Annotated in this window: 12 protein-coding genes; 6 read left to right on the top strand and 6 right to left on the bottom strand. The window is 69.1% G+C overall.

Annotated elements, in window-relative coordinates:
- Positions 1-13: 13 nt before the first annotated feature.
- Positions 14-1,960, bottom strand: a complete 1,947-nt coding sequence (locus LH62_RS21355; protein WP_043364088.1) for a PrkA family serine protein kinase — start codon at positions 1,958-1,960, stop codon at positions 14-16.
- 404 nt (positions 1,961-2,364) lie between these two features.
- Positions 2,365-3,156 carry an SDR family NAD(P)-dependent oxidoreductase gene (locus tag LH62_RS21350; protein ID WP_144404596.1) on the bottom strand — a complete coding sequence of 264 codons (792 nt, stop codon included), beginning with the start codon at positions 3,154-3,156 and terminating at the stop codon, positions 2,365-2,367.
- 136 nt (positions 3,157-3,292) lie between these two features.
- On the opposite strand from LH62_RS21350, the gene LH62_RS29495 reads away from it, so the two are divergent.
- Positions 3,293-4,042 (top strand): tyrosine-protein phosphatase, encoded by a 750-nt coding sequence (locus tag LH62_RS29495; protein WP_043364084.1) that lies wholly within the window; start codon positions 3,293-3,295, stop codon positions 4,040-4,042.
- On the opposite strand, the gene LH62_RS21340 is transcribed toward LH62_RS29495, so the two are convergent.
- Entirely contained in the window at positions 4,043-4,780 is a 738-nt protein-coding gene (locus LH62_RS21340; protein WP_043364081.1) for an SDR family NAD(P)-dependent oxidoreductase, read from the bottom strand. It lies immediately after the preceding gene.
- Between the two features lie 44 nt (positions 4,781-4,824).
- Positions 4,825-5,823: a TRAP transporter substrate-binding protein gene (locus LH62_RS21335; protein ID WP_043364079.1), complete on the bottom strand. Its 999-nt coding sequence runs from the start codon at positions 5,821-5,823 to the stop codon at positions 4,825-4,827.
- A gap of 115 nt (positions 5,824-5,938) precedes the next feature.
- On the opposite strand from LH62_RS21335, the gene LH62_RS21330 reads away from it, so the two are divergent.
- From LH62_RS21330 to LH62_RS21310, 5 genes are read left to right on the top strand one after another with little or no spacing between them, the layout of a single operon-like run.
- Positions 5,939-6,706: an SDR family NAD(P)-dependent oxidoreductase gene (locus LH62_RS21330; RefSeq protein ID WP_043364078.1), complete on the top strand. Its 768-nt coding sequence runs from the start codon at positions 5,939-5,941 to the stop codon at positions 6,704-6,706.
- Positions 6,707-6,718: 12 nt separating this feature from the next.
- Positions 6,719-8,032: a histidinol dehydrogenase gene (gene hisD / locus LH62_RS21325; protein ID WP_043364075.1), complete on the top strand. Its 1,314-nt coding sequence runs from the start codon at positions 6,719-6,721 to the stop codon at positions 8,030-8,032.
- Positions 8,032-9,264, top strand: a complete 1,233-nt coding sequence (locus LH62_RS21320) for an amidohydrolase family protein (protein WP_043364073.1) — start codon at positions 8,032-8,034, stop codon at positions 9,262-9,264. Before hisD ends, LH62_RS21320 begins: the two co-directional genes overlap by 1 nt.
- Before the next feature lie 5 nt (positions 9,265-9,269).
- The gene (locus LH62_RS21315) at positions 9,270-10,139 is read left to right on the top strand and encodes an oxaloacetate decarboxylase (protein ID WP_043364071.1); all 870 of its coding nucleotides are present in this window, start codon (positions 9,270-9,272) and stop codon (positions 10,137-10,139) included.
- A 56-nt stretch (positions 10,140-10,195) separates the two neighbouring features.
- Positions 10,196-11,293: an alpha-hydroxy acid oxidase gene (locus tag LH62_RS21310; protein ID WP_144404593.1), complete on the top strand. Its 1,098-nt coding sequence runs from the start codon at positions 10,196-10,198 to the stop codon at positions 11,291-11,293.
- On the opposite strand, the gene LH62_RS21305 is transcribed toward LH62_RS21310, so the two are convergent.
- Together LH62_RS21305 and LH62_RS21300 are read right to left on the bottom strand one after the other, a co-directional pair.
- A complete protein-coding gene (locus LH62_RS21305; RefSeq protein ID WP_236552601.1) occupies positions 11,290-12,945 on the bottom strand; it encodes a gamma-glutamyltransferase family protein in 1,656 nt (551 codons plus the stop codon). The genes LH62_RS21310 and LH62_RS21305 overlap by 4 nt on opposite strands.
- Entirely contained in the window at positions 12,918-13,919 is a 1,002-nt protein-coding gene (locus tag LH62_RS21300; RefSeq protein WP_043364065.1) for a VOC family protein, read from the bottom strand. The genes LH62_RS21305 and LH62_RS21300 overlap by 28 nt, the downstream gene beginning before the upstream one ends.
- Positions 13,920-13,939 lie beyond the last annotated feature (20 nt).

Genomic DNA, 13,939 nt, shown 5'->3' with positions numbered 1-13,939 from the left:
GTCCAGTTCTGGGTCAGCCGGCCTGCTTCACGCGCATGTACCATTCGACAAGCCGGCGGACCTGTCTCTCGGTATAACCCCGGGAGACCATGCGTTGCACGAATTCCCCGTGCTTCTTCTCGCTCTCGCCATCCTTCTTGGAGCCGAAGGAGATCACCGGCAGCAGGTCCTCCACCTGGCTAAACATGCGCCGCTCGATCACCTCACGGATCTTCTCGTAGGAGGTCCAGGAGGGGTTCCGCCCGCCCCGGTTTGCCCGGGCGCGGAGGGCGAATTTCACCACCTCGTTGCGGAAGTCTTTCGGGTTGGCGATGCCGGCCGGCTTCTCGATCTTGGTGAGCTCCTGGTTCAGCAGCTCCCGGTTCATCATCTGGCCGGTATCGGGGTCCTTGAAGTCCATGTCTTCGACCCAGGCATCGGCATAGGCCACGTAGCGATCGAAGAGGTTCTGCCCGTAGTCGTTGTACGACTCGAGATAGGCCTTCTGGATCTCGTTGCCGATAAACTCGGCGTAGCGCGGCGCCAGCTCGCCCTTGATGAACTCGAGGTAGCGCTTCTCCGTCTCGTCCGGCAGCTGCTCGCGCCGGATCGTCTGCTCCAGGACGTACATCAGGTGGACGGGGTCGGCCGCGATCTCGGTCGTGTCGTAGTTGAAGGCCGCCGCCAGCACCTTGAAGGCGAAGCGGGTCGAGGCCCCCTCCATCCCCTCGTCGGGGCCTGCCGCGTCCCGATATTCCTGCAGGTTCTTCGCCCTGGGGTCGGTCTCCTTGAGCGACTCGCCGTCATAGACCCGCATCTTGGCGTAGACGTTGGAGTTCTCGTGCTTCTTCAGCCGCGAGAGCACCGTGAACCGCGCCAGCATCTCGAGCGTCGCCGGGGCGCAGGGCGCGGCCGACAGCTCCGACGAGGAGACCAGCTTATCGTAGATCTTTTGCTCCTCGGTGACCCGCAGGCAGTAGGGCACCTTGATGACGTAGATGCGGTCGATGAAGGCTTCGTTGTTCTTGTTGTTCTTGAAGCTCTGCCACTCCGACTCGTTGCTATGGGCCAGAATGATGCCCTGGAAGGGCAGGGCGCCGATATTCTCGGTGCCGATATAGTTGCCCTCCTGCGTCGCCGTCAGCAGCGGATGCAGCATCTTGATCGGCGCCTTGAACATCTCGACGAATTCCAGGACGCCCTGGTTCGCCCGGTTCAGCCCGCCCGAGAAGCTGTAAGCATCCGGATCGTTCTGTCCGAACATCTCGAGCTTGCGGATATCCACCTTGCCGACCAGCGAGGAGATGTCCTGGTTGTTCTCGTCGCCCGGCTCGGTCTTGGCGATGGCGATCTGCCGGAGCCGCGAGGGCCTGACCTTCACCACCCGGAACTGCGAGATGTCGCCGCCGAAGGCATCCAGCCGCTTGAGTGCCCAGGGGCTCATCAGCCCGGTGAGGCGTCGGCGAGGGATGCCGTAGCGATCCTCCAGCACCGGTCCCATCCGCTCCGGGTCGAACAGGCCAAGCGGGCTCTCGAAGACCGGGCTCATCTCGTCGCCCGCCTTCAGCACGTAGATGGGCTCCTGCTCCATCAGCGCCTTCAGCCGCTCGGCGAGCGAGGACTTGCCGCCGCCCACCGGCCCAAGCAGGTAGAGGATCTGCTTCCGTTCCTCCAGCCCCTGGGCGGCATGGCGGAAGAAGCCGACGATCCGCTCGATCGTCTCCTCCATGCCGTAGAATTCGGAGAAGGCCGGATAGACGCGGATGGTCCGGTTCAGGAAGATCCGTCCGAGCCGCACATCCTTCGCGGTATCCACCACGGTCGGTTCACCGATCGCTTTGAGGATACGTTCGGGGGCACTCGCGTAGTAACCCGGATCCTTCCGGCAGCCTTCCAGATATTCCGAAATGGACATGTCTGTTTCGCGCCGGGACTCATAACCCCGGGCATAATCGGCGAAGATGTCCTGCATGCTGTTCATCGGCCGCCCCTGCAAGCGCTGCCAGTCAGATGGCAACGCGGACAGTGTGCGGAATGGGCCAATCGATTGCGGTAAACTTTTATTGCTGCGGCGCACCGCGGCCCTGTAGACTGCAAATCACGGGAAGGGGAGGGCAGGGGTCCGGCCCTCACCGGACCATTGCCGAACGACTTTGCCAAGTCAAAGTCGGCGTTCGTCGCGGCTAGGGCAAATCGCCACGGGTCATGCCGTCTGTGACACTTCATGACATGCTGCTCGTAGCCCGAAGCCACGATTCATCAAGCTCTCGCCGCGGGCAGCAACATTTCGAAACCGAGGCGCACCGTGCCAGTCATGGCAGTCTCGCACGGCGCCTCCCGCCACGGAGACTGCGTGACTCCCCCTAGCAATCCCCGCGCCACCTGCTAATCCTCCGGGTTGGCCGGCGCGCCGCAGGTTACCCCGCCGTCAATGATCATGCTCTGCCCGGTCATGAAGCTCCCCGCTGGCGAGGCGAGGAAGACGGCTGCCCCCGCGATCTCGTCCGGCTCGCCGATCCGCTTCAGCGGGGTGTCCCGCGTCCGCTTCTTGTAGTTCGCCGGGTCCTCCCACAGCGCCCGCGCGAAATCGGTCCTGACGAGCCCCGGCGCGATGCAGTTCACCCGGATGTTCTTCGGCCCCCACTCGCAGGCCAAGTTCCGCGCCAGCTGCAGGTCCGCCGCCTTGGTGATCGCATAGGCGCCGAGGTTGACCGAGCCGCGATATCCCCCGATCGAGGAGATGATGACGATCGCGCCGCCCCCGCGCGCCTCCATGCTCGGGATGCACATGTGGGAAAGCCACATGTTCGACTTGATGTTGGTCGCCATCATCTTGTCGAAGACCTCGTCGGGGATGCCCATGGCCGGCCCGAAATGCGGATTGATCGCCGCGTTGCAGACCAGGATATCGACGCCGCCCCAGCGCGAGATGGTCTCGTCCGCCAGCGCCTGCAGCTCCGGCTTCCGCCCGATGTTGCAGGCCATGGCCACCGCCTCGCCACCCTTCGCCTTGATCGCATCAACCACGACCTGGCAGGCATCGAGCTTGCGGGAGGAGACGACCACCTTCGCCCCATGCTCCGCCATCCGCTCGGCGATGGCCCGGCCGATGCCACGCGACCCGCCGGTGACGATGGCGATCTTGCCGCTGAGGTCGAAGAGTGATGATCCGGTCATGGGCATTCCTCCTGGGTTGTTGGATGGAGTGTCCCTGCCGCTTTCGCCTGGCGTCAACCGCCCTCCGCAGGGCGCCACCCCTCAAGCTCGCTCCAAAACCTGCTACAACCGCCCCGACGCCGCCGAGGAGCCCCCTATGCCCGAAGACCTTCCCATCGCCATCCCCCTCGACGGCGCCTCCAACCTCCGCGACCTCGGCGGCTGGCAGATGGCCGATGGCCGCCGCCTCCGCCTCGGCCACCTCTACCGTTCCGCAACCCTTGCCCACCTCACCGAGCGCGACGTGGAGACCATCGCCAGCCTCGGCTTGCGGACCGTCTGTGACCTCCGCGGCGTCGAGGAAGCCGCCCATCGCCCCTCCCGCCTGCCCACGGGCGCCGAGCGCATCCACCTGCCCATCGAGCCGACCGTCGGCGCCTCGCTCGCCGACCTCATGCGACGCGAGCTGTCGACGGGTGAGGATGTGGTGGACCTCCTCCGCCGCGCCTATCTCGACTACGGCACCCGCTTCATCAGCGCCTATCGCGGCCTCTTCGACCTGCTGCTGGAGCCGGAGCGGCATGCGCTGCTCTTTCATTGCTCCGCCGGCAAGGACCGCACCGGCCTCGCCGCTGCGCTGATCCTCACCGCCCTCGGCGCCAGCCGCGAGACGGCGATGGAGGACTACCGCGCCACTGACCGCATCTGGCGCCGCGACCTGGCCCTGCCCCCCGGGACGCCGAAGCCCTTGGCCGACGCCCTCTACGCCACCCATCCCGAACTGCTGGAAGCCGCCCTCGACGCCGCCGTGGAGGCCCATGGCGGCGCGATGCCGCTGCTGCTGGAGCGCGGCCTCGGCCTCAACGCCTCGCGCCTGGAGCGCCTCCGCAACCTGCTGCTGGAATGATCACGGCATGTAGCCGCCGCCGTTCACATGATAGACCTGCCCGGTGATCCACGCCGCTCCGGGCGAGGCCAGGAAGACGGCCATGTCGGCGATATCCTCCGGCCGCCCCAGCCGCCCGAGCGGCAGCGCGGCCCCCATCGCCCGCACCTCCTCGTCGCTATTGCCGTAGCGCGGCTGCGCCGTATCCGTCAGCCCCGGCGCGATCGCATTCACCCGGATGCCATGCGGCGCCAGCGCCAGCGCCATGGAACGGTTGATGCCCACCACGCCATTCTTCGTCGCGCTGTAATGCACCCCAACCGGCGTCCCCCGCACCGCGGAGGAGGCTAGGTTGACGATGCAGCCCTTCACGCCCCCCGCCACCATCGCTCGGGCGGCCGCCTGCGCACAGAACACGCTCCCCTTGAGGTTGACGGCGAAGACCTGGTCCCATTGTCGCTCCTCCATCTCAAGAAATTCGACCCGCGGAAAGATCCCCGCATTGTTGACCAGCACCTCGACCGTCCCGAGCGCCGCCGCAGCCTCCCCGACCAGCGCCGCACAGGCCGCGGCCCCCGCCCCGACATCACCCTGCACCAGCGCCGCCTTGCGCCCCGCCGCCCGCACACCCTCGGCGACAGCCTCCGCCGCCGCCCGGTCATCGAGCCAGTTGATGGCGACATCATGCCCCGCCGCAGCAAGGGCGAGGGCACAGGCCCGCCCGATTCCCTGCTGCGCACCCGTCACCAATGCCACCATCGCCCCATCCTCCACCGATGCTGCGCCGCACTATGCGGCCCAGCTCACCGACTGAGTAGGGCGCGGTACCGCTCCAGCATCTGGCCGCCCTCGCTCCCCGCCCGGCCGAGCCATTCCCGCGTCTGCACCTCGCCGATCGCGCGAAGCTGCGCCTGCATCGCCGGCGCCACCGCGGCCACCTGCACCTCATGGCTCCGCAGCTTGCCCACCATCTCCACCTCCGCCTCCCGCGAATACTCCGCCCCGCGCGCCTCGGCCCGCTTCGCCGCCTCCATCACCGCCGCCCGCTGCGCCGCATCGAGCGTGGCCAACGCCCGGCTGTTGGCGAAGACCGCATTGCGCGGCCGCATCCCGCCCACATCGGTGAAGTGGCGCGCGAAGTCCCAGACGCTCGCATCCACCCCCGTCTGCGCCGAGGTGAAGAGCACATTGATCACATTGGTGGCGAAGGCCTGCGGAATCTCCGGCACCTGCACCGTCACCGGCTGCGCCCCCAGCAACTCGGCGAAGCGGAAGGTCAGGTTGTTGAAGGCCCGCATCCGCGTCCCCTTCAGCGCCTCGACGGATTGCAGCGGCTCCCGCGTATAGAATCCCTGCCCGGTCCAGTTGACCATGTAGAGCAGGGTCAGCCCCTGCCGCTCGAAGCGCGCCCGGATATAGGGCTCCGTCGCCCGGTGCAGCGCCCCCGCCGCCTCGACGGTATCGGCGAGGAAGGGCACGCTATCCACCTCGAAGAACGGGTCCTCGTTGCCATAGGCCGAGAGCAGGATCTCGCCGAGCTGCACCTGCCCGGTCTGCACCCCGCGCTTGATCTGCGGCATCGCCAGCAGCGTCCCGTTGTGGTGCGCCTGCACGGCCAGCCGCCCGCCCGTCGCCTGCTCGATATCGGCCAGGAAGGCGCGGACGTTGCGCGTATGGAAATTCGCCTCCGCATAGGGCGTCGCCATCACCCAGCGCGTCTGCGCCAAGGCGGGTGGAACCAGGGCCGATGACGCGAACAGGCTTAGCGCTGCGCCCGCGAGCGCGCTGAACAGGCGATTCATGACGACGTTCTCCCTTCGCCGCCTATGCCGCGGCCTTGGAACGAAAGCTGTCCCAGCGCGGCCAGTCCTGGCAAGGGGGCCTGGACCGCGCCGCCGCTCGGTGTAGCCTGCCCGGATGACCGCTCTCCCCGAGACCCCGAGCTTCCGCCTCGACGGCCGCCGTGCCCTCGTCACCGGCGCCGGCCGCGGCATCGGCCTCGCCGCCGCCGCCGCGTTGGCCGGGGCAGGGGCCTCGGTGACGCTGGCCGCCCGCACTGGCGCCGAGGTCGAGGCCGCCGCCACCGCCATCCGCGCCCGGGGCGGCCAGGCCGAGGCCCTGGCGCTCGACATCGCCGACACCGCCGCCGTCCAGGCCGCCATCGCCGCGCGCCCGGCCTTCCACGCCTTCGTCAACAATGCCGGCACCTCCCGCCACGCCCCCTTCCTTGAGGTCACCGAGGAGGATTTCGACGCCGTGCAGGCGCTCAACCTCCGCGGCTGCTTCTTCGCGGCGCAGGCTGTCGCCCGCCGCATGGCCGCCGAAGGCATCCCCGGCTCCATCATCAACGTCTCCTCGCAGATGGGCCATGTCGGCGGCCCCAACCGCAGCGTCTACTGCGCCAGCAAATGGGCGATGGAGGGCTGGACCAAGGCGATGGCCATCGAGCTCGGCCCGCTTGGCATCCGCGCCAACACCATCGGCCCCACCTTCATCGAGACGCCGATGACGAAGCCCTTCTTCGAGCGCCCCGAATTCGCCGACTGGGTGCTGAGCAAGATCAAGCTCGGCCGCCTCGGCCAGGTGCAGGACCTGATGGGCCCTGTCGTCTTCCTCGCCTCCGACGCCTCCGCCCTGATGACGGGCTCGGCGCTGCTCATCGATGGCGGCTGGACCGCCGAGTAAGGAAACACCTCCATGGCCCGCTGGCTCAAGCAAAGCATCTCCGCCGCCGACAAGGCCGATGCGGACACCAAGGTCCGCGGCATCGTCGAGGGCCTGCTCGCCGATATCGCGCAGCGCGGCGACGCCGCCGTGCGCGAATACTCGGTGAAGTTCGACGCCTGGGACCGCGTCGACTACCGCCTCACCGATGCCGAGATCCGCGAGTGCCTCGACCAGCTCACCGGCCAGGACCTCGAGGACATCCGGTTCGCCCAGGCCCAGGTCCGCAACTTCGCCGAGCACCAGAAGGCGGCGTTGAAGGACATCGAGGTCGAAACCCTCCCCGGCGTCATGCTTGGCCACAAGAACATCCCGGTGAACTCCGTCGGCTGCTACGTCCCGGGCGGCAAATACCCGCTGCTCGCCTCCGCCCACATGTCCGTGGTGACGGCGAAGGTCGCCGGCGTCCCGCGCATCGTCACCTGCGCCCCGCCCTACAAGGGCAAGCCCGCACCCGCCATCGTCGCCGCCCAGCACCTGGCCGGCGCGGACGTCATCTACTGCCTCGGCGGCGTCCAGGCCGTCGGCGCCATGGCGCTCGGGACGGAGAGCATCCCTGCCGTCGACATGCTGGTCGGCCCCGGAAACGCCTTCGTCGCCGAGGCCAAGCGCCAGCTCTACGGCCGCGTCGGCATCGACCTCTTCGCCGGCCCGACCGAGACCCTCGTCATCGCCGACGAGACGGTGGATGCCGAGCTCTGCGCGACGGACCTCCTCGGCCAGGCCGAGCACGGCCCCACCAGCCCTGCCATCCTCCTCACGGACTCGGAAAAACTCGCCCGCGAGACCATCGCCGAGGTCGAGCGCCTGCTGACCATCCTCCCGACCGCCGAGATCGCCCGCAAGGCCTGGGAGGACTACGGCGAGGTGATCGTCTGCGACGGCCTCGACGAGATGGTCCGCGAGGCCGACCGCATCGCCTCGGAGCATGTCCAGGTGATGACCCGCGACGACGACCACTTCCTGCGCCACATGACCAATTACGGCGCCCTCTTCCTTGGCCCCCGCACCAATGTCTCCTATGGCGACAAGGTCATCGGCACCAACCACACCCTGCCGACTCAGCGCGCGGCCCGCTACACCGGCGGCCTCTGGGTCGGCAAGTTCCTGAAGACCGTCACCTACCAGCGCGTCCTGACCGACGAGGCCAGCGCCATGATCGGCGAGGCCTGCTCCCGCCTCTGCATGCTGGAAGGCTTCGTCGGCCATGCCGAGCAGGCCAATATCCGCGTCCGCCGCTATGGCGGCCGCAACATCCCCTACGCCACCACGGCCGAGAAGCGCTGATGGCCCTCGACCTCCTCCTCCGCAACGCCCGCCTGCCCGACGGCACCGCCACCGATATCGGCATCAAGGACGGCCTCATCGCCGCCCTTTCGCCAAACTTCGCGGCCGACGCGGCGGAAGCGATCGACTGCGCCGGCCACCTCGTCTCCCCGGGCTTCGTCGAGACGCATATCCACCTCGACAAGACCTGCACCATCGACCGCTGCGCCTGCGAGACCGCCCGCTTCCCGCATCATGCGATGGAGCGCACCAGCGCCATCAAGCATACCTTCACCGTGGAGGACGTGACGGACCGCGCCCGCCGCACGCTGGAGAAGTGCATCGGCCACGGCACGACGCTGATGCGCACCCATGCCGAGGTGGACCCGAAGGTCGGGCTCCGCGGCTTCGAGGGCGTCAAGGCTCTGGTCGATGCCTATAAATGGGCCATCGACATCGAGATCTGCGTGATGCCGCAGGAGGGCCTCCTCAACAACCCCGGCACCGACGAGCTGATGGTGGCAGCGCTCCGCAACGGCGCCCGCGTCGTCGGCGCCGCCCCCACCTACGACAGCGACCCCGCCGGCCAGATTCGCCGCGTCTTCGAGCTGGCCCGCGAATATGACGCCGATATCGACATGCATGTCGATAGCGGCTCCTCCGCCGCCCATCTCGACACCCGCCTCGTCTGCGAGCTGACGGAGCAGTACCGCTGGGGCGGCCGCGTCGCCTGCGGCCACCTGACCAAGCTCTCCGTCATGCCACTCCCCGAACTCGACGAGATGGCGCGCCGCATGGCCGATGCCGGCGTCGCTCTCACCGTCCTCCCCGCGACCGACCTCTATCTCGGCGGCCGCGACAAGGACCACCGCATCGAGCGCAGCTTGGCGGACGCCAACCGCCTGCACCGCCAGGGCGTCACCTGCTCGATCTCGTCCAACAACATCCTGAACGCCTTCACCCCGATGGGCGACGGCCAGCTCATCCGCATGGCCAATCTCTACGCCAACGTCACCCAGCACGCGATGCCGGACGATTTGAACGACACCTGGTCCATGTTTACCACCGAGTCAGCGAGGCTGATGCGCCGCCCGGACTACGGCATCGCAGTCGGCAACCCCGCCGACCTCGCCTTGATCGACGCCCCCGACCCGGTCGCCGCGATCCGCGAGGTCGCTCCCGTCCTCGCCGCCTTCAAACGCGGCCGCCGCAGTGCCACGCGCCAGCCCGTCACGCTGCACCGCCCGGAGTGAGCCGCATGTCCAGCAACACCGACCGCCGCCAGCGCTTCCGCGCCGTCCTCGCCGGCCCGCATTGCGTCCATCCCGGCTCCGTCTTCGACCCGATGTCGGCCCGCATCGCCGAGGAACTCGGCTTCGAGGTCGGCATGTATGCCGGCTCCACCGCCTCGCTCACCGTGCTCGGCGCCCCCGACCTCATCGTGCTCACCCTTAGCGAGTTCGCGCAGCAGGCCCGCCGCATCTGCCGTGCCGTCCGCACCCTGCCGGTGCTGGTCGATGCCGACCACGGCTACGGCAACGCGCTCAACGCCATGCGCACGGTGGAGGAGCTGGAGAATGCCGGCGTCGCCGCCATGACGCTGGAGGACACCGTCCTGCCGCGCCCCCATGGCGACGGCAAGGTCACGCTGATCTCCCTGAAGGAAGGCCTCGGCAAGGTCCGCGCCGCGCTCGCCGCCCGCGACGACCCCTCCTTCGTCATCGTGGCCCGCAGCGGCGTCGTCTCCGTCAACGGCGTGGAGGACGCCGTCGCCCGCACCAAGGCCTATACCGCGAGCGGCGCCGACGCGCTGTTCTACACCGGCATCAGGACGCGCACCGAGTTAGACGCCGTTGCTGCGGTGGCTACCCTGCCCATCATCCTCGGCGGCATCGAGGGCACGGAGCTGAAGGACCGCGACTACCTCGCCGCCCGCGGCGTCCGCATCGCGCTGCAGGGCCACCAGCCCATCATGGCCGCCCAACAGGCCGTCTACAACACGCTGAAGGCGCTCCGCGACGGCGTGCAGCCCGCCGACCTGCAAGGCGTGCCGGGCGCCGATTTCATGGGCCGCGTCACCCGCGATGCCGATTACAAGCGCTGGACCAAGGACTTCCTCGGCGGCTGAGCCCGCCACCCCATCCAGCCATGCCGCCTGAACCACGCCTTCGGAGGAAACCGACAATGTCCCAACCGGAAGAAAGCCCCTTCCAGACACTGCATGAATTCGTCAAGGAGGCGAAGGGCCGCCTCAGCCCCGGCAATTGGGACTACCTCGTCGGCGCCACCGAAACCGAGACGACGATGATGCGCAACCGCGCCGGCATCGACAGCCTCGCCTTCCGCCCCCGCGTGCTGCGCGACGTCTCGGAGATCGACGTCTCCGGCCGCTTCCTCGGCAAGCCGATCACCCTGCCGGTGATGCTCGCCCCGGTCGGCGGCCTCGAGAATTTCGACCCGGAGGGCGGGGCGCCGGCCGGCCGCGCCGCGGGCGAATACGGCGTCCCCATCATGGTTTCCTCCGTCTCCATGCCGGGCCTCGAGCCGATGGCCCAGGCGGGGCAGGGGCCCAAGGTCTTCCAGCTCTACGTCCGCGGCGACTGGAACTGGATCGAGGAGGTCAGCCAGCGCGCCATCGGCGCCGGCTACGACGCCTTCTGCATGACGGTCGACACCGCCATCTACAGCCGCCGCGAGCGCGACATCGCCAAGCGCTTCGTCAAGCCCTGGCGCGTCCGCGCCACCGGCCAGCACTTCCAGGCCGCGCTGAACTGGGACGACGTGAAGCGCTGGAAGGACCGCTTCCCCGACACCCCGCTCGCCCTTAAGGGCATCGCCACCGCCGAGGATGCGGTGCTCGTCGTCGAGCACGGCGTCGAGGTCGTCTATGTCTCCAACCATGGTGGCCGCCAGCTTGACCACGGCCGCGGCTCCATCGACGTCCTGCCCGAGGTGGTGAAGGCGGTCGATGGCCGCGCCAAGGTCTGGATCGATGGCGGCTTCGTCCGCGGCACCGACATCGTGAAGGCCATCATCCTCGGCGCCGAGCTGGTCGGCATGGGCCGCATGTACTGCTACGCCCTGGCCGCGGCCGGCGAGGCTGGCGTCGCCCGGATGTTCCGCATCCTGCAGGACGAGGTGCATGGCGTCCTCGGCCTGCTCGGCGTGACCAGCTTCGGCCAGCTCGACGGCAGCTACCTGCACCCCGTCGCACCGGTCGTGCAGCCGCACGTCCACAGCTCCTTCCCGCTGACCAACCTCACCGATCCGGGGTACCGCTAGACCCCCGCCGCATACCCATCCCGCTGCGGATCGGCGCCGCCCTCGGCGGTGCCGTCCCAGACGGCGATGCCATGCACGCCGGCGAAGGCGTAGCTCTGGTAGCTCCGCTTCGTCGCATAACCCATCCCCTGCAAGGCCCGCTCCGTCGCGCGGGGGATGCGGTTGGACAGGTCGATGGTCTCGCTCGTCGCCGAGAAGCGCGGCGCCATCACCGCCTCCTGCATCCCCATCCCCCAGTCGAGCAGGTTGAGCAGCACCTGCGCGACGGCGACGGTGATCCAGGCCCCGCCCGGCGCCCCGAGCGTCACGACGGGCTTCCCCTCCCGCAGCACGATCGTCGGCGTCATCGACGAATACCGCCGCTTCCCCGGCGCGATGGAGCCAGCCCGCCCCGGCCGCGGGTCCATCCAGTTCATCGCCCCGTTCAGCATGAACCCCATCCCCGGCACGATGAGGCCCGAGGGCACGGCGAGGGTATGCGTCATCGACACCATCATGCCGTCGGCATCGACGCAGGAGACATGCGTGGTGTTCGGCGCATCGCTCCCCGCCCGGGTCAGCGAGGCCCGCTCTCCCCGCCGGATGCGCGCCGCGCAGTCATCGGCATACCCATCCGACAGCAGCCGCCCGACCGGCACATCCTGGAAGGCGGGGTCGCCGACATGCGCCTCCTTGTCGATCCCGGCGATCTTCATCGCCTCCGCCACCACCGCGATGTAGTCCGGCGAATTATGCCCGAGCGCCACGAGGTCGAACCGCTCCAGGATTCGCAGCATCTCCCCGACGACGACACCCCCCGCCGGCGGCTCCGGCAGCGCCAGCTCATACCCCCGGTACGGCACCCGCAACGGCGCCCCCTCCGCCACCCGGAACCCCTCGAGGTCCCCGGCCGCGATCAGCCCGCCCCGCGCCTCCATCGCCGCGACGATCGCCCGCGCGATCCGCCCCTGGTAGAAATCCTCCGCCCCGCCATCGGCAAGCACGCGCAGCGTCGCCGCCAGCTCCGGGTTGCGCACCACCTCCCCGAGCCGCTTCGGCGTCCCATCCTCCCGCAGGTAGAGCCGCCGCCCGTCCTCTGTGTGGCCGAGCTTCTCCGGATAGCTCATCCGCCCATAGGGCCGCTCGTCGAGGCTGAACATCGCCTGCACATGCGGCCGGATGATCCAGCCCTCCGTGGCGAAGCCGATCGCCGCCCCGAACAGGCTGGCCCAAGGTTTCCGCCCGAGCCGCGCATGCGCTTCGGCGAAGACCCGCACCGCCCCCGGCACGGTCACGGCCTTCGCCCCGCACTCGTTCGCATAGCCCCGCACGCGGTAGCCGAACCCGTCCGGGCATTCGCCGAGGAAATCCGCCGCCCACATATCCGGCCGCGCCGCCCCCGGGCAGGTCCCCAGCCCATTGAGCACGGTATGCGTCCCGCTCGCGGGGTCGAGGACCTGCAAGGTGGCGATGCCGCCGATGCCGCACATCATCGGGTCGACCACGCCCTGGGTGATCGCACAGGCCAGCGCCGCATCCAGCGCATTGCCGCCCGCGGCCAGCATCGCCGCACCCGCCTCCACCGCCTCCGGCTGCGGCGCGACGACCATGGCGCGCGGGGAGGGGAGTCGCCGCTCCGGCCGCATCACTCCGCGGCCCTCAGCTGGTCCCACCAGGCGCATTCCCCCGGCATGAGGGTATGGTTCCCCGGCAGCACCTGCACCGGCGCCCGCTCGCCATCGGCGGCCGCCTTCAGCCGCATCCGCTGCGCCTCCTCCCGCATCGCGGGCGGCCCCCAATGCCGCTCATGCCCCCACAGGCTCGGCCCCGAACTCATCTCCACCGGCGTCCAGGCGGCCGGGTCGATCACCCGCCCGCCCCAGCCATACTCCACCAGGAATCCCCCCGGCGTCCGCGCATAGAAGCTCGTCATGAAGTCGTTGGTGTGCCGCCCGAGGCCGGTCGCGACCCGCCCCTCCTCCAACATCGCCAGGTCATGGCCCTGGCCCACATCGTCGAGGCTGAACAGCTCCAGCATCAGGTGATGCAGCCCGGCCTGCCCGGTCTCGGTCAGCGCCAGCGAATGGTGCCGCGGATTGACGTGCAGGAAGGTCGCCCTGAACGGATGGGTGACGAAGTCCGACACGCCGAAGCCCAGCACATCCCGGTAGAAGGGCAGCACCGCCTCGATCCGCGGCACGGTCAGCACCGCATGCCCCATGCCGAGCGGCCCGGTGCGGAAGCCGCTGATGCAGCGCCCCGGGCGGAAGGGCTCCGCCGTCACCTCCGCCCCATGGACGATCTCCAGCCGGCTGCCGAGCGGATCCTCGGTGACGACCAGCCCCGCCACCCGCCGTTGCGCCGCCAGCCCCGCATCACCCCGCGCGACCGCAACGCCCATGCCCTCCAGCCGCGCTGCGAGGGCATCGAGCGCCGCCCCATCCGCCACCTCCCAGCCGAAGAAGCGCGCGCCGTCACCCGCGCCCGGCACCACCAGCAGCCGCTGCCTGCGGTCATCCATGCGGAAGGTGAGCTGCGCCGCACTCCGCTCCGCGAGCTGCAACCCGAGCAGCCCGGTGCCGAAGCCGGCCCAGTCCTCCATCCGGCTCGCCTCGATCCCGACATAGCCGAGCGCCTGAACGGCCATCGCTGCCTCCCATGCCGCAG

It is taken from the genome of Belnapia sp. F-4-1 (assembly GCF_000802185.1).
GTDB lineage: Bacteria > Pseudomonadota > Alphaproteobacteria > Acetobacterales > Acetobacteraceae > Belnapia.
This window is presented reverse-complemented; position numbering and strand designations above follow the sequence as displayed.